The organism is Pseudomonas sp. PDM26 (assembly GCF_019219185.1).
Taxonomy (GTDB): domain Bacteria; phylum Pseudomonadota; class Gammaproteobacteria; order Pseudomonadales; family Pseudomonadaceae; genus Aquipseudomonas.
The window spans coordinates 771,379-789,672 of record NZ_JAHUWC010000001.1; the positions used below are offsets into that span (position 1 = coordinate 771,379).

The window sequence follows — 18,294 nt, forward strand, 5'->3', positions numbered from 1 at the left end:
CTATCAACCCTCGCGCAGGACTGTCAGCGGGCTGGCGTTCAACGCCCGACGGGTGCCGAACACCCCAGCACCACCAATGAGCACGGCACCCAGCAGTGGCAGCAACATCAGCCATGGATGCGGATGCCACGGCAGATCAAAGGCGTAGCGGTAGAGCACCAGGCTCACCAGTTCCGATCCCAATGCCGCCAGCAAACCACTGACGGCGCCCAGCAAACCGAACTCGATGCGCCGCGCCTTGACCAGCAATTGCCGTTCCGCCCCCAGCGCACGCAGCAACGCGCCCTGGCGAATTCGTTCATCCAGCGTCGCTTGCAGGCCGGAGAACAGCACCGCCATCCCCGCTGCCAACACAAACAACAACACGTACTCCACCGCCAGGGTCACTTGGGCGAGAATGCTGCGCAGTTGCTCCAGCAAGGCTTCGACCTGCAGGATCGTCACCGCCGGGAAGGCCCGGGACAGGTCGACGATCTGCTGGTCGTGACCAGGTGCGAGGTAGAAACTGGTCAGGTAAGTCGCCGGCAGATCCTTCAGGGTGCCGGGCTGGAAGATCATGAAGAAGTTCGGCTGGAAGTTGTCCCAGTCGATTTCCCGCAGGCTGGTGACTTTCGCCTCGCGATTGACCCCGCCAACGCTGAAAATCAGGTGGTCGCCGAGCTTGATTTTCAGGCTTTCGGCAACCTTGCCTTCTACCGACACGCCAGGAACATCGTCCGGCGTTTGTTCGTTCCACCAATTGCCGGCCGTGAGTTTGTTGCCTGACGGCAAGTCCGCGGCCCAGGTCAGGCTCAGGTCGCGCTGAATCGCCCGATCACCCGCGGATTCTTTGGTGACGATCTGTTGCACCGGCTCGCCGTTGATGCTGATCAAGCGCCCCGGCACCACCGGGTACAACGGTGCCGATTGCGCCGACACCGCGATCAGGTGGTCGGTGAAGGCCTGTTTATCTGCGGGCAGGATGTTCAGGGCGAAGTAATTGGGGGCGTTTTTCGGCAACTGGTTTTGCCAGGTATCCAGCAACTCACCACGTAGCAAGGCGATCAGCGCCATCGACAGCAGAATCAGGCCAAACGCCAGGGACTGGCCTGCAGCAGCGAGCGGATGACGCAGCAATTGCCCGAGTCCAAGACGCCAAGGCAAGGATGCACGCGCGAGCATGCGCCGCAGACTTTTCAGTAGCAGCAACAACAAGCCGCCCAGCACTAGCGCTGCAATCACGCCGCCGCCGAGCAGGGCAAAGGTCAGCACCAGGTCCAGGCTCAGGCGCCACATGATCAGACCTAGGGCGCCCAGCGCTACACCGTAGACCATCCAGGTGCTGGAAGGGATCGGCAGCATATCCCGACGCAGCACGCGCAATGGCGGAACCCGGCCCAAGGCCGCCAGCGGCGGCAAGGCGAAACCGGCCAGCGCGACCAGTCCGGTTCCGATCCCGGCAACGGCTGGAAACAGCCCGCCGGGAGGCACATCGGTCGGCAACAAGTCATGCAGCAGGGCAAACAATCCCAGTTGTGCGAGCCAGCCGAGGAGGGCGCCGCTGATGCTGGCCAGCAATCCGAGCACAGTCAGTTGCAGGCTGAACAACACCATGGTTTCCCGGCGCGACAGCCCGAGGCAGCGCAGCAATGCACTGGCATCGAATCGGCGGGTGGCGAAGCGGGTTGCCGACAGCGCCACCGCCACGCCGGAGAGCAATACCGCCACCAGGCTGGCCATGTTCAGGTAGCGTTCGGCCTTGCCCAGGGCGCCACCGATCTGTCGATTGCCGTCACGGGCGTCCTGCAAGCGCTGGTTGGCGGCGAGCCCCGGTTTGATCAGTTGCCGATAGGTCTCGAGTGCCTGAGCGTTGCCTCGCCACAGTTCGCGATAGCTGACCCGGCTGCCGGGCTGCACCACGCCGGTGGCCGCAAGGTCGTCGAGGTTGATCAGCACCCGCGGCGTCAGGCTGTAGAAATTGCCGGCGCGATCGGGTTCGTAAGTCAGCACCCGCGCCAGTTTCAGGGTTTTCATGCCGACATCGATGGTGTCGCCGATCTTCAGGTCCAGGGCGGTCAGCAGGCGTGCCTCGACCCAGGCTTCACCGGGCTGCGGTCCGCCACCGACTGTTTCCGCGGCGAAGGGGGCGGGTGCGCTTTTCAATTCTCCGCGTAGCGGGTAGGTGTCATCGGCCGCCTTGATGCTGGACAGCTGAATGCCGTTATCGGTGGCGATGACGCTGGAGAACTCCACCACCTGAGCGTGTTCCAGACCCAGTTCGGTGCCGCTTCTTATCTGTTCGGGGCGTGCCGGCGAACTGCCTTCGAGCAGCAGGTCGGCACCGAGAAACTCGGTAGCGCGCAGCAGCATGGCGCCGTTCAGGCGCGCGCCAAAGTAACCGATGGCGGTGCTGGCGGCCACGGCCACCAGCAAGGCGAAAAACAACACGCGCAACTCACCGGCGCGGGCGTCGCGCAGCAATTGGCGGATGGCGAGGCTGAACAGGCGCAACAGCGGCAGGCGTGCCATCAAGGCTCCAGAGGGGCGACCAGCAGGCCGGCTTCAAGACGGATCAGGCGCCGGCATCGATGGGCCAGGCGTTCATCGTGAGTCACCAGCACCAGGGTCGTGCCGCGTTCCTGGTTGAGCTCGAACAGCAAGTCGCTGATGCGTTCGCCGGTGTGGCTGTCGAGGTTGCCGGTCGGTTCGTCGGCGAACAACACATCGGGCTCGGCGGCAAACGCGCGGGCAATCGCCACGCGTTGTTGTTCGCCTCCGGAGAGCTGGCGCGGCGAGTGAGTCAGGCGTTGGCCCAGTCCCACCCGTTGCAGCAATTGGGTGGCGCGTTCGCGGGCGTCTTTGCGGCCATCGAGCTCCAGTGGCAACATGACGTTTTCCAGGGCATTGAGACTGTCGAGCAGCTGAAACGATTGAAAGACAAAACCCACGTGCTCTGCGCGGATGCGCGCACGCTGGTCTTCATCGAGGTTGCTCAGGCCTTGCCCGGCGAGAGTGACCTCGCCACTGCTCGGCAGATCGAGGCCGGCGAGCAGACCCAGCAGGGTGGACTTGCCGGAGCCCGAAGCGCCGACGATGGCCAGGCTGTCGCCCTTGTTCAGTTCCAGGCTGAGTTGGTGCAGGATGGTCAGTTCACCTTCCGCGCTGGGAACCACTTTGCTAAGGTCCTTCGCGATGAGAATGCTTGCGCCCATGGAGAGTCCGATGCGTGTGTGGTTTTTGAGTGCTGGCCTGGCCTTGATGTGCATGGCCCAAAACGCAGCGGCGGGTACCGTCCTGATTGTTGGCGATAGTATCAGCGCCGGTTTCGGGCTGGATACCCGGCTGGGGTGGGTGTCGCTGCTTGAGCAACGGCTCAGGAGCGAAGGTTTCGACGATAAAGTGATCAATGCGTCCATCAGTGGCGACACCAGTGCTGGAGGCCAGGCGCGCCTGCCCGCGCTGCTTGCAGAGCATAAACCGGAACTGGTGATCCTCGAGTTGGGCGGCAATGACGGCCTGCGCGGGATGCTGCCAACTCAATTGCAACAAAATCTTGCTTCGATGATCGACAGCTCCCGGGCCAGCGGTGCCAAGGTGCTGTTGCTCGGCATGCAACTGCCACCCAATTACGGTGCCCGCTATACCAAGGCCTTCGCCGAGGTCTACAGCAACCTGGCCGATGAGAAAAAAATCCCGCTGGTGCCGTTTTTCCTCGACGGCGTGGGCGGCCATCCGGACTTGATGCAGGCCGACGGCATACACCCGGCGGCCGGGGCCCAGGACAAGTTGCTGGAAAATGTCTGGCCTACTCTAAAACCACTGTTATGACACTTTTCTAGAAGCAGGCTTTCGGCTAAGGTGGCGCCCCCGATTTGGAGCCCCCGATGCCGCGTCCCGCCTGGTCACTTTTTGCCTACCAACTGATCGAGCCTGACGAACAGCTGGATCTGTTCGCCTGCCAGGAAGTGCGGGTGCATCTGGTGACCCGTCAGCTGGAGTTGGGCGGTTCGGCGGACCGTACCTTGTGTGGCAGCCTGTTGCCGGCACAGCCGCGCTGGTCGAGTGTTGATCGCCGGGTGTTTCAGGACCAGCGGCTGTGTTCGTTGTGTCGGGCCATTCTTGAGTCGCAGAAGCGGGGTACGTCGCCGATCTGGCCTGAATTGCGGTTTGAGCTTTGATCCGTCGGGAATAGAGGCGGCCTGATAGCCGACCCATTTCTTTCGAATGTACCCAGCTCAACTGTAGGAGCTGCCGAAGGCTGCGATCTTTTGATCTTGTATGTCAGTAATAACGCCAACAGATCGCCGCCTCGTTGCACTCGACAGCTCCTACAGGGAAATGCGTACGCGTGACGAACCAGGCCGGCCGGTCGACCTGATTTTGCGGATGGGTCACGCCGTAGGAGCTGCCGAAGGCTGCGATCTTTTGACCTTGTTGGTCAGTAATAACGCCAACAGATCGCAGCCTCGTTGCACTCGACAGCTCCTACAGGGAAATGCGCACGCATGAAGAACCAGGCGGGCCGGTAGGCCGCCTCGGGCGCTGTTGCGGTGTACGCCCCTTCATGAGGCCGAGAGGAGGTTCTGCGCAGTGGGCAACCCGGCATGGATGCCGGGTTAGCCGCCGCCGGCCATGGATGGCCGATGGCACCGAATGTCAGGGGCAAGAACGTTTGGTTACTTTGCGCCGGGCCGCGAAGGCTTTTCAAAGTGACCCGCTGTAAGAGCGCAGCCGCCAGAAGCCGTTACCGCAGCAACGGATATGTACACCTACAAAACACTCATCGCCCAGCAAACAGCCATCGCGAGCAGGCTCACACCCACACGGAATCGAGGACAATCGCAAAATCTCCTTGCATAACCTGCAATCGGGCCACCTCCCCGAAATAACGGACAGCGGTGTACAATCACTTTCTTATACTCTCAGTTGATCATGCGAAGGATTTTCCGGATGTTGTCGCGCTTTCCTGCCGTCACCCGCTGCCTGACACTTGCCGCCCTTTTGGTGGCCGGTCCCGTTGCAGCATTGGAGTTTCCCCTGCCACCGCCCGGTGAAGACATCATCGGCCAGGTGCAGGTGATCAAGGCCAAGTACGAAGATACCTTCGCCGACCTTGGTACCGCCTACGATCTGGGCTACACGGAAATGGTCGCGGCCAACCCGGGTGTCGATGCGTGGTTGCCAGGCGCCGGCACGGAAATCATTCTGCCGACCCGCTTCATCCTGCCACCAGGCCCGCGTGAAGGCATCGTGATCAACCTGGCCGAGTACCGCCTCTACTACTACCCGAAAGGCAAGAACGTGGTGTACACGTTCCCGCTGGGTATCGGTCGTGAAGGCTGGGGCTCGCCGATTGCCCATACCAGCATCACCGCCAAGACGCCGAACCCGACCTGGACGCCGCCGGCTTCGATCAAGGCCGAACACGCAGCCGACGGTGATCCGCTGCCCAACGTCGTGCCGGCCGGCCCTGACAACCCGCTGGGGCCGTTCAAGTTCACCCTGGGCACGCCGGGCTACCTGATCCACGGTTCGAACAAGAAGTTCGGTATCGGCATGCGCACCAGCCACGGTTGCTTCCGCATGTTCAACAACAACGTGCTGGAAATGGCGGGCATGGTGCCGGTCGGGACGTCGGTGCGGATCATCAACGACCCGTACAAATTTGGTTTGAGTGGCGGCAAGGTCTATCTGGAGGCGCATACGCCGCTGGACGACAAGGGCAACCCGTCGGTGGTCGACAAGCACACCGCGGTCATCAACGCGATGCTCAAGCGTGAAGACATCACTAACAACCTGCGCATGAACTGGGACGTGGTGCGTGATGTGGTTGCCGCTGAAGACGGCCTGCCGGTGGAGATTGCTGTGCCGGGCAATAATGCCGCACCGATGGTGTCGAGCACTCCGGTCGACCTGATGCAGTAAGCTTGTAAAGAGCCCGTCGGCGCGGACCGCGTCGACGGGTTTTTTATTGTCCTGGAGAAACGTCGGGCAATAAAAAAGCCGACCCAAAAAATGGGTCGGCTTGATAACAATCCCGAAGGACTATTACTTGCGGCTAGCTTTGTCCAGCATGCGCAGAGCACGCTCGTTAGCTTCGTCAGCAGTCTGTTGTGCTTTTTGAGCAGCAGCCAGAGCTTCATCAGCTTTACGGTAAGCTTCGTCTGCACGAGCCTGGGAGCGAGCAGCTGCGTCTTCAGTAGCGGTCAGACGTGCTTCGGTTTCTTTCGATGCGCTGCTGCAACCGGTAGCCAGAACTGCGGCCAGGGCCAGAGCAGAGAATTTCAGAACGTTGTTCATCGTGTTCCCCTTCAAGGACTTTCTATTAAGTAGCTATCTCCTCCGATTGAGGAAATAGCCGGCGTACATACTACCTATTACTTGTAGTAAGTAAAACTGACGTGACGCAAGAAGCAAAAAAAATTGTAGGCGTTGATTCTTTTTCGAGCAACTTTTAACTGAACTGATTAAAAAACATCCAGCTGCAAGGCCCGTGGCTGAGCTAGCTGGCGAGAAAAAGTTCCTTCGTCATACCGCACTTTTTCCAGTCTGGCTAGAGCCGCCTACATGGATTCGTCTACACTTTTGTTCGGCTTTTGCGTGGCGCCTCTCAATATCTTTCTCGATGTTCAGGTGACTTTAACAATGGGCGCTCGTCTTAAGTCTCAACATCCGGCAATGTTCAGGCTATCGACCCGGAGTGATCTTCGGTCGAGCCATTCCTGCGTGATCCGGAGCAGCACCCGCCAACCTGCATGATGACGAGCGCACCTTGAGCATTTCTGTCAATGGTGCCTACTATTTGTACGTGCTCGGTAGCGCGAGATCGGTGCAGCTCTTCTCGGTGTCCATTCAGGCACGGGGTGGCGTAGATGTTCCTTCGTCGGAAAAACATCGGTAAGGTAGGGGTCGGAATTCCAGACCCGCGAGGAGTAGTGATGAGCGAGGCGTTGTCCATCCACCATGACCAGGCTGGTCATCAGTTCGAGACCATTGTGGACGGTCATCGTGCCTATCTGACCTATATGGATCTGGGGAAGCAGACCCTGGATATCTATCGCACCTTCGTGCCCAACGCGTTGCGTGGTCGCGGTATTGCGGCAGCCTTGACCGAGAAGGCGCTGGAGTACGCGGAGGAAATGGGCTACACCGTCATTCCATCGTGTTCCTACGTCGAGCGCTACATGGAGCGTCACCAACGGCATGCGGCCAAGCTGAGTCAGTGACCTTCAATAAAACGAACGCATAAAAAAACGCCGGGTTTAGTCCGGCGTTTTTGTGTGTTCGCTAAAAGCGATCAGTTGCGATCGCGTTTAGGCAGCACATCCCTGAGCTTGGCATGCATGCTGCGCAAGGTGTTTTCGGTCGCGGTCCAGTCGATGCAGGCGTCGGTGATCGACACGCCGTATTGCAGGTCGGCGAGGTCTTTCGGGATCGCCTGGCAGCCCCAGTTCAGGTGGCTTTCAACCATCAGGCCGATGATCGATTTGTTGCCCTCGAGGATCTGGTTGGCGACGTTTTCCATCACCAGCGGTTGCAGGGCCGGATCCTTGTTGGAGTTGGCGTGGCTGCAATCGACCATGATGTTCGGCTTGATCTTCGCCTTGTTCAACGCCTGTTCGCAGAGCGCAACGCTGACCGAATCGTAGTTTGGCTTGCCGTTGCCGCCGCGCAATACCACGTGACCGTAGGCATTGCCCTTGGTGGTCACGATCGACACGCCACCTTCCTGGTTGATGCCCAGGAAGCGGTGTGGGCTGGAAACCGACTGCAGGGCATTGATCGCCACGGTCAGGCCGCCATCGGTGCCGTTCTTGAAGCCGACGGCCGAGGACAGGCCGGAGGCCATTTCACGGTGAGTCTGGGATTCGGTGGTGCGCGCGCCGATGGCCGACCAGCTGATCAGGTCCTGCAAGTATTGCGGGGAGATCGGGTCGAGGGCTTCGGTGGCGGTCGGCAGGCCTTTTTCGGCCAGGTCCAGCAGCAACTGGCGACCGATGTGCAAGCCGTCCTGGATCTTGAACGAGTCGTCCAGGTACGGGTCGTTGATCAAGCCTTTCCAGCCGACGGTGGTACGTGGCTTCTCGAAATAAACGCGCATGACCAGATACAGGGTATCGGACACTTCGGCAGCGAGAACCTTCAGGCGCTCGGCATACTCATGGGCGGCCTTGATATCGTGGATCGAGCAAGGCCCGATGACGACGAACAGGCGGTGGTCGGTGCCATCCAGAATGTTGCGGATGACTTCGCGGCCCTTGGTGACGGTGCGCAGTGCGGCGTCGCTCAGGGGAATATCGCGCTTGAGCTGATCGGGAGTGATCAGCGTCTCGTTGGAGGCGACGTTTAGGTCGTTGATCGGTAAATCAGCCATCGTTTACTCGTCAGGTCACGGGTGCCGGCCGCCAGCGAACCCGCGCGGCGGAGCACAGCAAATTAAGCGCGTCGGGAAGCCGAACCTTAGCGCGTTACACCGTGGCTCGACAATGGGCAGACACCGGTTTAGGGGCCATTCTCAGTGAGTTTCCCCCAACGTGACCGGCAAACGCTTCGGCAATACCGCTAATCCGGCACAGGCTCGGCAAAAGCCCTTTGCACCGAATCGTGGGAGAACTCGTCGGCATGCTCCTGGACCCATTCGAGGGCCAGGGCCTGGATATCCTGCAAGTCGTCATGGGTGTCATGCAGGCGGCAGTAGTGTTCGATCTGGCACACCTGCTCGCCCATTCGGGCGCTGAACAGCGTTTGCTCGTCGACAAAGGCGATGCCCACCAGATAACCGTGTTTGCGCCGCAGGCACCAGGCGACATAGCCCAGATAGCGCATGTCCGGGTTCACGCTCGGCATGCGTACCTCCAGCGCCGTGCCGTAGCGCCACGCACGGTGATAATTGCAAGCCATGCCCCCGAGACTGATAGTGTGCAGCTGTCGTCGCGAAATACACTCAGGTTTCAGCAACGTTAATTCGACGGGCACATCGTCAGGGTGAGGAATAAAACGTCCCATGAACACAGACTCCATGTGTCGGCCATCTGACATTGTTCTCCCCAGTATAGTGGTCGAATTGGAACTGACCGATTTTGACGCCGACCAACGGCTGCTGGCGATGAGCGGCGTATCGCTGGTTATTTTCACCAGTGTCGGCTGCGCCGGTTGCCGTTTTGCCCGTGAGCAATTGCCGGCACTCGATCTGGCAGTCGATCGACTGTGCTGGATCGATGCCGGCAACAACGGCGGGGTGGTCGAGCGTTATCAGGTCTTTCACTTGCCGGCGCTGTTTGTTGTTCGCGACGGCGAATTCTTTGGAGCACTGAAATCCCGCCTGACCGACACCGAGCTCAATCGGGCGGTGCGCCAGGCGTTGAGTCGAACAGCAGAGGAGTTGCCATGATGGGGACAGTTGCCAGGCCGAGAATCGGCATTATCGGGACCGGCGCAATCGGCGGTTTCTACGGGGTGATGCTGGCGCGTGCCGGTTTTGATGTGCATTTTCTGCTGCGCAGCGAGTTTTGCGCCGTGGCCGAGCACGGGTTGCAAGTCGATAGCGCGCCCCACGGTGCGCTGAAACTGAACCCGGTGCAGGCTTATTCGAACGCCGAAGACATGCCGCCCTGCGACTGGCTGCTGGTGGGCGCGAAAACCACCAGCAATGCAGGCCTGGCACCCGCCATCCTGCAAGCGGCGGCACCGAACGCCAAGGTACTGCTGTTGCAAAATGGCCTGGACGTCGAGGACAGCCTGCGTGAGTTGCTCCCCGATTCGCTGCATGTGCTCGGCGGGCTCTGCTACATCTGCGTTCATCGCGAGGCGCCGGGCGTCATTACCCATCAGGCGCTGGGCGCAGTGCACGTTGGTTATCACAGCGGTCCCGCCGACGGGCCGGCACGCACTGCGATTGTCGAGGAGGGGGTCGGGCTGTTTCGCAACGCCGGCCTCGATTCCCAGGCCATGGCGAATCTGTATCAGGCGCGTTGGCAAAAACTGGTCTGGAATATCCCGTACAACGGTCTCTCGGTGTTGCTGGGATCGAGCACCACACCGTTGATGGCCGATGCCGACAGTCGTGAACTGATCAAGGCGCTGATGGCTGAAGTGGTGCAAGGCGCAGTCGCGTGCGGGCACGGTGTACCGGCGGGGTATGCCGAGCACCTGTTCATGGTGACCGAAAAAATGCCTGACTACTGGCCGAGCATGTACCACGATTTCCTGCACAAGCGACCGCTGGAGCTGGCCGCGATCTACGCCCGGCCACTGGCGGCCGCCAGGGCCGCGGGGTGTGAGATGCCGCGCATCGAGGCCTTGTATCGCAGTTTGAGTTTCATTGATCGACGAAACACCTGAGTCGACCGACCTGAGGGGGAAGGGCATGCCAAAGGCAATTGACGACAAACTGGTGCTGGCGATTTCTTCGCGGGCGCTGTTCGACCTGAGCGAAAGCCACAAGGTCTATCTGTCGAGCGGCGTCGAAGCCTACCGGCAGTATCAGATCGAACACGAAGACGAAATCCTCCAACCCGGCGATGCCTTTGCGTTGGTGCACAAACTCCTGAACCTCAACAATAGCCTTGGCCGTGCCCGGGTCGAGGTGATTCTGGTGTCGCGCAACAGCGCCGACACCGGGCTGCGGGTATTCAACTCAATTGACCATTACGGCCTGGCAATCTCGCGCGCGGCCTTTGTCGGCGGGCGCAGTCCGTATCCCTACCTCAAGGCCTTTGGCTGCGACCTGTTTCTCTCGACCCACGCCGAAGACGTACGCAATGCACTGGACGCCGGGTTCGCCGCGGCGACCATTCTTTCGGGCGGTGCCAGTCGTGCGGCCAGCGACGAATTGCGCATCGCCTTCGACGGAGACGCGGTGCTGTTTTCCGATGAGTCGGAGCGCATTTATCAGGCCGGTGGTCTGGAGGCGTTCCAGGCCAGCGAGCGTGAGGCCGCCCGTGAGCCGTTGCGCGGCGGACCGTTCAAGGGCTTTCTCGCCGCCCTCAATCTTTTGCAGCGTGAGTTCCCGGAGGACGCCTGTCCGATCCGTACTGCGCTGGTCACGGCGCGATCGGCGCCGGCTCATGAGCGAGTGATTCGCACGTTGCGCGAATGGGACATCCGTCTCGACGAGTCGCTGTTCCTCGGCGGCCTGACCAAGTCAGCCTTTCTCGAAGCCTTCGCGGCCGATGTGTTTTTCGACGATCAGGCCGGCCACTGCGAATTGGCCCGTGAAGTCGTCGCCACCGGTCATGTGCCCCATGGCATAAGCAACGAGCAAAAGGTTTAAGCCCACCGTTCAATGCGTTGCGCCGCACGTCGCAGTCGCCAAGGCACTGCTAAGCTGAATCAAATCTCCGCCATGTTGGCAGTCGAGGAGGTCATATGATTCGTTCGATGCTGTATGCCACTGACCTTGGCCTGTACGCGCCCGTGGTGATGCAGCATGCCCTGGAGCTGGCCCGGATCTTCAATGCCGATTTGTATGTGGTGCATGCGGTTGAACCCATGGGGTTGTTTGCTGAATCGGTGCTCGAAAGTTATCTCGATGAACAGGCGCTGAACGAGTTTCACAGCCAGGGCCTGAATACTGTGATTGCCAGTATCGAGCAGCGTGTGCTCGACAGTTTTCGTGAGGAGTTGGGGGATGAAGGGGAGCACGATCTGGAGCGGATTCAGGCAGTACGGGTGGTGCAGGGCGACCCATCGCAGGTGATTCTGGACCAGGCGCAGAAACTCTCCGTGGATTTGTTGATCGTAGGAAGTCACAGCCACGGTGCGGGTGCGGAAACGCCTCTGGGGCGAACCGCCGCCCGTGTGCTGCAACTGTCCAAGGTACCGGTCTATCTGGTGCCGCTGATGCAACGTCGTCGGCTAGGGGATCGCTAGAACAGAATAATGGCAATTTGATAAAAAAGTTCTAGATTTATTCTTCGTACCATTAATATAGTTATATACCGTCGCTGATGCCCGTGGCGTCTACCTGCTTTGAGGGATTCATATGAAGCTTCAACAATTGCGCTACATCTGGGAAGTGGCGCACCACGACCTCAACGTTTCCGCTACAGCCCAAAGTCTTTACACCTCTCAACCGGGCATCAGTAAACAGATCCGTCTGCTGGAAGACGAACTGGGCGTCGAGGTTTTCGCCCGCAGCGGCAAGCACCTGACCCGCGTTACCCCGGCCGGCGAGCGCATCATCACCACCGCTGGCGAAATTCTGCGCAAAGTTGAAAGCATCAAGCAGATCGCCCAGGAATTCTCCAACGAGAAGAAAGGCACCCTGTCGATCGCCACCACCCACACCCAGGCGCGTTATGCGTTGCCGCCGGTGATCAGCAATTTCATCAAGCAATATCCGGACGTTGCCCTGCATATGCACCAGGGGTCGCCCATGCAAATCGCCGAAATGGCCGCTGATGGCACCGTGGATTTCGCCATTGCCACCGAAGCGCTCGAGCTGTTCGGTGATCTGGTGATGATGCCGTGCTACCGCTGGAACCGTTGCGTGGTCGTGCCTCAAGGGCACCCATTGACCAAACTGTCGAAACTGACCCTCGAAGCGCTGGCCGAGTACCCGATCGTGACGTATGTGTTCGGTTTTACCGGTCGTTCGAAACTCGACGAAGCGTTCAGCCATCGTGGCCTGACGCCGAAAGTGGTGTTCACCGCCGCCGACGCCGACGTGATCAAGACCTATGTTCGCCTGGGTCTGGGCGTGGGCATCGTGGCGAAAATGGCCGTCGACAGCAAACTCGACAGCGACCTGGTGGTGCTCGATGCCAGTGAGTTGTTCGAGTCCAGCGTGACCAAGATCGGCTTCCGTCGCGGCACCTTCCTGCGGGGTTTCATGTGCGACTTCATCGAGAAGTTCGCGCCGCACCTGACCCGCGAAGTCATGGCCAAGGCCATTCAATGCCACAACAAGCAGGAACTGGAAGAGCTGTTCGACGGCGTCGAACTGCCCGTTCACTGATAGCGTTTCCTGCCGGTCAAATCACCTCGGTGACAGCGAACTGTTGCCGAGCGCCCGCCACCATGATCTCTACCTCATCGCCCTCGAACTTGCCCAGCAGGCTTTTGCCCAGCGGTGAGCGCGGGGTGATGACGGTTATCAGTTGCCCCACCAGATCGACCTTCAATCCGGCTGCATCGGGGGCAAGAAACAGCCATTGTTCGCGCCCCTTCTCGTCCTCGAGCCCGAGCAGCGCGCCCACTTCGATGCCCCGCTGATCGTCATACGGGCGCAGGGCCAGGTTCTGGCAGAGGCTCAGTGACTGGCGAATTTCCTCGACCCGCCTGGCTTGTCCTGCCGCGAGATAGGAGGCTTCCAGCCCCAGGGTGTCGTATTTGTTCTCGGCGATGTTTTCTTCATGGGTCGCCGTTTCGTAGGCGGTTTGTGCGGCCCGTTCAGAGATGTCGAGATCGATCCGCAGCTTATCGAGAATCAGTTGGTGGACGGTATGCTTATTCATGATCAATCGCAGAATTGCTGGACGTTGGCGCGGCTTTTTTCGCTGGGTGCAGTCCGGTCCTGTTGCAGCCAGAACTGACAGCTTGGGTTGGACAGGTTGCGACCGCTGCTGCGCGCCTGATCGAGCCGTTGCTGCTGCTCGTTCTTGCGCAGATTTTCTTCATATTGCTCGAACAGCGGGCTCTGTGGCGCGATGTCCGGCACTGGTTGAGTCACCACCGGTGGTTTGGCCAGTTGTTCCACAGCTGCCGCCACAGATGCCAATTGTTCGCTGAAAAGCAGGCGCGAAGCGAGCCAGCAGGTCAGCACAATGGCAATGAATCCCAGCCATATGCCCAGGGCGATGCTGCCGGTCAGTTGCAGGGCGTTGAGGCTGATCGGGAAAGAACGGCGCGGAGTGGGGCGGTGGGGCATGGTTGCCTCTTGGCGAAAGGTCACTGGCGAGTGGCGATTGTCGCATGAAGAATAATCGCCGTCGGCTCTTCTGTACGGGGTAATTTATGCGGACAATCGGCGCCTTTGCCAACGGGAGCCTGCAATGCCTGAAATAAAAACCCGCTGGGATATTTTTTGCACCGTGGTCGACAACTTCGGCGACATCGGCGTGACCTGGCGACTGGCCCGGCAACTGGTGGCCGAGCATGGAGTGGCGGTGCGTCTGTGGGTCGATGATCTGCGAGCGTTCGAGCGCCTGTGCCCGGAAATCGACATCCATGCTGCGCAGCAGTGGCAGCAAGACGTCGAAGTGCGCCAATGGCCCGCCGAGTGGCAGCCGACCGAAGCCGCCGATGTGGTGATTGCTGCATTTGCCTGCCAGTTGCCGAGCGCCTATATGGAGGCCATGGCCGAGCGGGAAAAAACGCCGCTGTGGATGAACCTCGATTACCTGAGTGCCGAGGACTGGGTCATCGGCTGCCACGGTTTGCCCTCGGTGAAATACAAAAGCGTGCAGAAGTTCTTTTTCTTTCCGGGGTTCCAGAAGGGCACTGGGGGGTTGTTACGTGAGCGCGGGTTGCTTGAGCGTCGTCGGCAATTTCAGCAAAACCCGCAGGCTCAAAGAGAATTCCTGCAAGGTTTGGGGATTGATCCTGCACCCGGCGCACAGATGATCTCATTGTTCGCCTACGAAAATACCGGTTTGAGCAGTTGGCTCGATGGGATGGCAGGCGATTCGACGACCACTCATCTGCTGGTGCCGGAAGGGCGGATTCTCGGCGACGTAGAACGTTGGCTCGGTATGGAGGGTTTGGCGGCCGGTGCCGTGCATGTGCGTGAAGCCTTGACCGTGCAAGTGCTGCCGTTCGTCCGCCAGGACCAGTACGACTTGTTGCTGTGGTGTTGCGATTTCAATGCCGTGCGCGGCGAAGACTCCTTTGTGCGCGCTCAATGGGCCGGCCGGCCATTTCTCTGGCACATCTACCGGCAGGAAGAAGATATCCATCTGGACAAACTCGAGGCCTTCCTCGAAGTCTATATAAAGGGGCTTTCTGAACCTGCACGGGAGGCGATCAGCGGTCTCTGGCGCGCGTGGAACGCCGGTGAGAAAATGGCCGACCACTGGCAATTCACCCGTAAACACTGGCCAGAGCTGGAAAAACACGCCGAGGCGTGGTGTCTGGAGCAGGCCTTGCAGGCCGATCTTGCCACGGCGCTGGTACAGTTTTATGGAAATTGGATATGATACGCGGCCTAGATTTTTGTAAATCCCATCCAAATTCGGATATTCGCAATGAAAACTGGTAAAGAACTGAAACCCGGGACCGTGATTCGTCTCGAAAACGATCCTTGGCTGGTTCAGAAAGCTGAATTCACCAAGTCCGGTCGTAACAGCGCGATCATGAAGACCAAGCTGAAGAACCTGCTGACCGGTTACAAGACCGAGATCGTTTACAGCGCCGACGACAAACTGGACGACGTAATCCTCGACCGCAAAGAAGCGACCCTGTCCTTCATCAGCGGCGATACCTACACGTTCATGGACACCACCGACTACACCATGTACGAGCTGAACGCTGAAGACATCGAAGCCGTTCTGCCTTTCGTTGAAGAAGGCATGACCGATGTTTGCGAAGCGATCTTCTTCGAAGAGCGTCTGGTTTCCGTAGAGCTGCCGACCACCATCGTGCGTCAGGTTGACTACACCGAAGGTTCCGCTCGCGGCGACACTTCCGGCAAGGTAATGAAGCCTGCCAAACTGAAGAACGGTACCGAGCTGTCGGTTGCTGACTTCATCGAAATCGGCGACATGATCGAGATCGATACCCGCGAAGGCGGTTCCTACAAAGGCCGTGCCAAATAAGCACAGCTTCAGGAATGAAAAAGCCCGACCATTGAGTCGGGCTTTTTTGTGCATGCTGGAACACGCCCCCTGTAGGAGCGAGCTTGCTCGCGATGGAGGTTAACGATAACGCGTATTTCTCGATGAAACGCGTCGCCTTCAAGTCCATCGTCGGAACGCCGCCCGGAGCAAGCTCGCTCCTACAGGGTGGGGGCGGTGTTATTTCTTCAGGTGTTGTTTCAGTTCTTCAGACGTCTGCAACATCGCCGAGCGCACCGCCGGCACCTGGCTCACTACGTTGAGCAAACCGTAGTCGTGGATCAGGCCGTTGTAGCGAACCGAGGTCACCGGCACACCGGCTTCATCGAGTTTACGGGCGTAGGCTTCACCTTCGTCGCGCAACACATCGGCTCCGGCGGTCTGCACCAGCGCTGGAGGCAGCCCTTTCAACTGGGCGGTGGTCGCGCGCAGTGGTGAGGCGTAGATCTCGTTTCGTTGATTGGCGTCGGTGGTGTAGTTGTCCCAGAACCACTTCATCATGTTCCTGGTGAGGAAGTGCCCCTCGGCAAACTGGTTGTAGGACGCCGTTTCGAAGTTGGCATCAGTCACCGGCCACAGCAGCACCTGGAACTTGATCGCCGGTGTGCCCTTGTCCTTGGCCATCAGGGCAACCACCGCCGCCATGTTGCCGCCGACACTGTTGCCGGCTACCGCCAGGCGCTTGCCATCGACGTTGATCTCTTTACCGTGCTCGGCCACCCAACGGGTCGCGGCGTAAGCCTGGTTGATCGCCACCGGGTAATGCGCCTCCGGCGACGGCGTGTAGTTCACGAAGACGGCTGCTGCACCCGAACCTGTCACCAGGTCACGTACCAGCCGCTCGTGGGTCGGGAAATCTCCCAGTACCCAGCCACCGCCGTGGAAGAACATGAACACCGGCAGCTCACCCTTGACCCCGGCCGGCCGGACGATGGTCAGGCTGATCGGTTGGCCGTCGACTTGAATGGTCTTCTGGCTGACATCGGCTTTTGGCAGTGTCAGCTTCACCCCGGCCTGCGCGCCTACCAGAACGGCGCGGGCCTCGGCGGGCGTCATTTGCTCCATCGGCTTGCCGGTACCGGCGTTCAGAACGTCGAGGAACGCCTGGGTGTTGTGTTCAACCCCGGGACCTGCAAACGCGTTGCTGATGGACAAGGCGAGAAGGGTGCCGGTCAAGACTTTGCTGAAAGTGTTCATGTTCGTTTCCTGTTCGGGCCTGGGTAGTCAGCGCTTAGACGGTTACGTGCAGACGCACATCGACGTTGCCACGGGTGGCGTTGGAGTACGGGCAGACCTGGTGGGCCGCGTCGACCAGTGCTTGTGCGTCGGCTTGTTCAAGACCCGGCAGGCTGATGTGCAGGTCGATGTCCAGACCGAAGCCGCCGGGGATCTGGCCGATGCCGACATGGGCGGTGATCGAGGCGTCGTTCGGGATGCTGCGCTTGGTCTGGCTGGCCACGAATTTCAGGGCGCCGATGAAGCAGGCGGAGTAGCCGGCGGCGAACAGTTGCTCAGGGTTGGTGGCTGCGCCGCCAGCGCCGCCGAGTTCTTTCGGGGTGGCGAGTTTGACGTCGAGGATGTTGTCGCTGGAAACCGCACGACCGTCACGGCCACCGGTGGAAGTTGCGATTGCGGTGTAGAGAGTTTGCATGGTGAAGGCCTCGTTCGGGGTTTGTTTTTTTGCGCTAAATGTTTGCGCGCTAAGTAAGTGCGAAATAAATGTATATCGCTAATATTTTGCGCGCAAGATAAATTTTCAAAGAAATTTGAAAAAACGAAAAGGCAGCGGGGGTGTTTTGGCTGGAAGTGTTGAGCTAGAGCTATCGAGGAGAGTTTTTTCGGCAGGGATTTTTTCAGAAACAAGCGGTGAGCCCGATTTTTCGGTACAGCACAAAACAAATGTGGGAGCGGGCTTGCTCGCGAAAGCGGTGTATCAGTCAACACAAGAGTCGACTGATCTATCGCCTTCGCGAGCAAGCCCGCTCCCACAGGGGGATTTGTGGTGAATTGGAGACTACAGGCTGTCTTGCAGGTGACGACGCAGTTCTTGCAGCTCCGCTTGCAGGTTTTGCAGGCGCTCCAGCGTCATTCCGCTAGCGCCGAGGATGCACTGGGGGATATCCCGGGCCTTGTCGCGCAAGGCTCGGCCCTGCTCGGTGAGTTCGACGATCACCACGCGCTCGTCCTCGCGGCTGCGGGTGCGGCTGAGCAAGCCTTCGGCTTCCAGGCGCTTGAGCAGCGGCGTCAACGAGCCTGGATCGGTCAGCAACCGCGTGCTGATTTCGCCTACGGTCAAACCGTCCCGTTCCCACAACACCATCATCGCCAAGTATTGCGGGTAGGTCAGGCCCAGCGCTTGCAGCAAGGGTTTGTAGACCTTGGTCATCATCAGTGAAGTGGAATGCAGGGCGAAGCAGGCCTGATTGTCCAGCAGCAGGTTTTCGCAGTTGTCCGGGGTGTTGCGCTCGGTGGTCATGTCGAAGCCTTGATCTGTGATCTTAGGAATCTAGCGGGCGAATCTTTAATGCGCCAGATAAATTTG

Annotated in this window: 21 protein-coding genes; 11 read left to right on the plus strand and 10 right to left on the minus strand. The window is 59.5% G+C overall.

From position 1 onward, the window contains the following. Nucleotides 1-3 precede the first annotated feature (3 nt). Nucleotides 4-2,508, minus strand: a complete 2,505-nt coding sequence (locus KW849_RS03545) for an ABC transporter permease (RefSeq protein WP_218427687.1) — start codon at nt 2,506-2,508, stop codon at nt 4-6. Beyond that, a complete protein-coding gene (locus KW849_RS03550) occupies nt 2,508-3,191 on the minus strand; it encodes an ABC transporter ATP-binding protein (RefSeq protein ID WP_046043370.1) in 684 nt (227 codons plus the stop codon). The genes KW849_RS03545 and KW849_RS03550 overlap by 1 nt, the downstream gene beginning before the upstream one ends. Before the next feature lie 10 nt (nt 3,192-3,201). On the opposite strand from KW849_RS03550, the gene KW849_RS03555 reads away from it, so the two are divergent. From KW849_RS03555 to KW849_RS03565, 3 genes are all read left to right on the plus strand, one after another. Further along, on the plus strand, nt 3,202-3,807 hold the full coding sequence (locus KW849_RS03555; RefSeq protein WP_218427689.1) for an arylesterase: 606 nt from the start codon (nt 3,202-3,204) through the stop codon (nt 3,805-3,807). A gap of 56 nt (nt 3,808-3,863) precedes the next feature. After that, entirely contained in the window at nt 3,864-4,157 is a 294-nt protein-coding gene (locus KW849_RS03560) for a hypothetical protein (protein ID WP_003226812.1), read from the plus strand. A 772-nt stretch (nt 4,158-4,929) separates the two neighbouring features. Continuing rightward, nucleotides 4,930-5,904: a L,D-transpeptidase family protein gene (locus tag KW849_RS03565; protein ID WP_218427691.1), complete on the plus strand. Its 975-nt coding sequence runs from the start codon at nt 4,930-4,932 to the stop codon at nt 5,902-5,904. A 123-nt stretch (nt 5,905-6,027) separates the two neighbouring features. On the opposite strand, the gene oprI is transcribed toward KW849_RS03565, so the two are convergent. Beyond that, nucleotides 6,028-6,279 (minus strand): outer membrane lipoprotei OprI, encoded by a 252-nt coding sequence (gene oprI, locus KW849_RS03570; protein ID WP_003199355.1) that lies wholly within the window; start codon nt 6,277-6,279, stop codon nt 6,028-6,030. Nucleotides 6,280-6,917: 638 nt separating this feature from the next. Between oprI and KW849_RS03575 the strand changes: the two genes are divergently transcribed. Next, nucleotides 6,918-7,205, plus strand: a complete 288-nt coding sequence (locus KW849_RS03575; RefSeq protein ID WP_057397257.1) for a GNAT family N-acetyltransferase — start codon at nt 6,918-6,920, stop codon at nt 7,203-7,205. Nucleotides 7,206-7,276: 71 nt separating this feature from the next. Here KW849_RS03575 and KW849_RS03580 read toward each other — a convergent pair whose 3' ends face one another. Beyond that, on the minus strand, nt 7,277-8,353 hold the full coding sequence (locus KW849_RS03580; protein ID WP_218427693.1) for a 3-deoxy-7-phosphoheptulonate synthase: 1,077 nt from the start codon (nt 8,351-8,353) through the stop codon (nt 7,277-7,279). A 188-nt stretch (nt 8,354-8,541) separates the two neighbouring features. Beyond that, a complete protein-coding gene (locus tag KW849_RS03585) occupies nt 8,542-8,985 on the minus strand; it encodes a PilZ domain-containing protein (protein ID WP_218427695.1) in 444 nt (147 codons plus the stop codon). Between KW849_RS03585 and KW849_RS03590 the strand changes: the two genes are divergently transcribed. The 5 genes from KW849_RS03590 to cysB all read left to right on the plus strand — a co-directional run bounded on the left by KW849_RS03590 (nt 8,984) and on the right by cysB (nt 12,937). Further along, nucleotides 8,984-9,370, plus strand: coding sequence for a co-chaperone YbbN (locus KW849_RS03590; protein WP_095966396.1), 387 nt, complete (start codon nt 8,984-8,986; stop codon nt 9,368-9,370). The genes KW849_RS03585 and KW849_RS03590 overlap by 2 nt on opposite strands. After that, the gene (locus tag KW849_RS03595; RefSeq protein ID WP_218427697.1) at nt 9,367-10,320 is read left to right on the plus strand and encodes a putative 2-dehydropantoate 2-reductase; all 954 of its coding nucleotides are present in this window, start codon (nt 9,367-9,369) and stop codon (nt 10,318-10,320) included. Before KW849_RS03590 ends, KW849_RS03595 begins: the two co-directional genes overlap by 4 nt. A gap of 25 nt (nt 10,321-10,345) precedes the next feature. Further along, nucleotides 10,346-11,251 (plus strand): 5'-nucleotidase, encoded by a 906-nt coding sequence (locus tag KW849_RS03600; RefSeq protein ID WP_108219645.1) that lies wholly within the window; start codon nt 10,346-10,348, stop codon nt 11,249-11,251. Between the two features lie 95 nt (nt 11,252-11,346). Further along, complete coding sequence (locus tag KW849_RS03605; protein WP_218427701.1) at nt 11,347-11,850, plus strand: universal stress protein; 504 nt, start codon at nt 11,347-11,349, stop codon at nt 11,848-11,850. Between the two features lie 112 nt (nt 11,851-11,962). Continuing rightward, nucleotides 11,963-12,937, plus strand: coding sequence for an HTH-type transcriptional regulator CysB (gene cysB, locus KW849_RS03610; protein ID WP_007998136.1), 975 nt, complete (start codon nt 11,963-11,965; stop codon nt 12,935-12,937). A 16-nt stretch (nt 12,938-12,953) separates the two neighbouring features. Here cysB and KW849_RS03615 read toward each other — a convergent pair whose 3' ends face one another. Then, complete coding sequence (locus KW849_RS03615; protein WP_108219643.1) at nt 12,954-13,436, minus strand: GreA/GreB family elongation factor; 483 nt, start codon at nt 13,434-13,436, stop codon at nt 12,954-12,956. A 2-nt stretch (nt 13,437-13,438) separates the two neighbouring features. After that, the gene (locus tag KW849_RS03620) at nt 13,439-13,849 is read right to left on the minus strand and encodes a hypothetical protein (RefSeq protein WP_218427703.1); all 411 of its coding nucleotides are present in this window, start codon (nt 13,847-13,849) and stop codon (nt 13,439-13,441) included. A gap of 124 nt (nt 13,850-13,973) precedes the next feature. Here KW849_RS03620 and earP point away from each other — a divergent pair, with 124 nt between their 5' ends. Together earP and KW849_RS03630 are read left to right on the plus strand one after the other, a co-directional pair. Further along, nucleotides 13,974-15,116, plus strand: a complete 1,143-nt coding sequence (gene earP, locus KW849_RS03625; RefSeq protein WP_218427705.1) for an elongation factor P maturation arginine rhamnosyltransferase EarP — start codon at nt 13,974-13,976, stop codon at nt 15,114-15,116. 48 nt (nt 15,117-15,164) lie between these two features. Continuing rightward, nucleotides 15,165-15,734 (plus strand): elongation factor P, encoded by a 570-nt coding sequence (locus tag KW849_RS03630; protein ID WP_007943632.1) that lies wholly within the window; start codon nt 15,165-15,167, stop codon nt 15,732-15,734. A gap of 198 nt (nt 15,735-15,932) precedes the next feature. Here KW849_RS03630 and KW849_RS03635 read toward each other — a convergent pair whose 3' ends face one another. The 3 genes from KW849_RS03635 to KW849_RS03645 form a co-directional block, all read right to left on the minus strand. After that, a complete protein-coding gene (locus KW849_RS03635; RefSeq protein WP_218427707.1) occupies nt 15,933-16,949 on the minus strand; it encodes an alpha/beta hydrolase in 1,017 nt (338 codons plus the stop codon). Between the two features lie 34 nt (nt 16,950-16,983). Continuing rightward, nucleotides 16,984-17,403, minus strand: coding sequence for an organic hydroperoxide resistance protein (locus KW849_RS03640; RefSeq protein WP_046031808.1), 420 nt, complete (start codon nt 17,401-17,403; stop codon nt 16,984-16,986). 363 nt (nt 17,404-17,766) lie between these two features. Further along, on the minus strand, nt 17,767-18,228 hold the full coding sequence (locus KW849_RS03645) for a MarR family winged helix-turn-helix transcriptional regulator (protein ID WP_218427710.1): 462 nt from the start codon (nt 18,226-18,228) through the stop codon (nt 17,767-17,769). Nucleotides 18,229-18,294: the final 66 nt, after the last annotated feature.

What these genes read in the sequence shown, in the direction of transcription:
- KW849_RS03545 (WP_218427687.1), bottom strand. Translation starts at nt 2,508, where the DNA reads ATGGCACGCCTGCCGCTGTTGCGCCTGTTCAGCCTCGCCATCCGCCAA.
- KW849_RS03550 (WP_046043370.1), bottom strand. Translation starts at nt 3,191, where the DNA reads ATGGGCGCAAGCATTCTCATCGCGAAGGACCTTAGCAAAGTGGTTCCC.
- KW849_RS03555 (WP_218427689.1), top strand. Translation starts at nt 3,202, where the DNA reads ATGCGTGTGTGGTTTTTGAGTGCTGGCCTGGCCTTGATGTGCATGGCC.
- KW849_RS03560 (WP_003226812.1), top strand. Translation starts at nt 3,864, where the DNA reads ATGCCGCGTCCCGCCTGGTCACTTTTTGCCTACCAACTGATCGAGCCT.
- KW849_RS03565 (WP_218427691.1), top strand. Translation starts at nt 4,930, where the DNA reads ATGTTGTCGCGCTTTCCTGCCGTCACCCGCTGCCTGACACTTGCCGCC.
- oprI (WP_003199355.1), bottom strand. Translation starts at nt 6,279, where the DNA reads ATGAACAACGTTCTGAAATTCTCTGCTCTGGCCCTGGCCGCAGTTCTG.
- KW849_RS03575 (WP_057397257.1), top strand. Translation starts at nt 6,918, where the DNA reads ATGAGCGAGGCGTTGTCCATCCACCATGACCAGGCTGGTCATCAGTTC.
- KW849_RS03580 (WP_218427693.1), bottom strand. Translation starts at nt 8,353, where the DNA reads ATGGCTGATTTACCGATCAACGACCTAAACGTCGCCTCCAACGAGACG.
- KW849_RS03590 (WP_095966396.1), top strand. Translation starts at nt 8,984, where the DNA reads ATGAACACAGACTCCATGTGTCGGCCATCTGACATTGTTCTCCCCAGT.
- KW849_RS03585 (WP_218427695.1), bottom strand. Translation starts at nt 8,985, where the DNA reads ATGGGACGTTTTATTCCTCACCCTGACGATGTGCCCGTCGAATTAACG.
- KW849_RS03595 (WP_218427697.1), top strand. Translation starts at nt 9,367, where the DNA reads ATGATGGGGACAGTTGCCAGGCCGAGAATCGGCATTATCGGGACCGGC.
- KW849_RS03600 (WP_108219645.1), top strand. Translation starts at nt 10,346, where the DNA reads ATGCCAAAGGCAATTGACGACAAACTGGTGCTGGCGATTTCTTCGCGG.
- KW849_RS03605 (WP_218427701.1), top strand. Translation starts at nt 11,347, where the DNA reads ATGATTCGTTCGATGCTGTATGCCACTGACCTTGGCCTGTACGCGCCC.
- cysB (WP_007998136.1), top strand. Translation starts at nt 11,963, where the DNA reads ATGAAGCTTCAACAATTGCGCTACATCTGGGAAGTGGCGCACCACGAC.
- KW849_RS03615 (WP_108219643.1), bottom strand. Translation starts at nt 13,436, where the DNA reads ATGAATAAGCATACCGTCCACCAACTGATTCTCGATAAGCTGCGGATC.
- KW849_RS03620 (WP_218427703.1), bottom strand. Translation starts at nt 13,849, where the DNA reads ATGCCCCACCGCCCCACTCCGCGCCGTTCTTTCCCGATCAGCCTCAAC.
- earP (WP_218427705.1), top strand. Translation starts at nt 13,974, where the DNA reads ATGCCTGAAATAAAAACCCGCTGGGATATTTTTTGCACCGTGGTCGAC.
- KW849_RS03630 (WP_007943632.1), top strand. Translation starts at nt 15,165, where the DNA reads ATGAAAACTGGTAAAGAACTGAAACCCGGGACCGTGATTCGTCTCGAA.
- KW849_RS03635 (WP_218427707.1), bottom strand. Translation starts at nt 16,949, where the DNA reads ATGAACACTTTCAGCAAAGTCTTGACCGGCACCCTTCTCGCCTTGTCC.
- KW849_RS03640 (WP_046031808.1), bottom strand. Translation starts at nt 17,403, where the DNA reads ATGCAAACTCTCTACACCGCAATCGCAACTTCCACCGGTGGCCGTGAC.
- KW849_RS03645 (WP_218427710.1), bottom strand. Translation starts at nt 18,228, where the DNA reads ATGACCACCGAGCGCAACACCCCGGACAACTGCGAAAACCTGCTGCTG.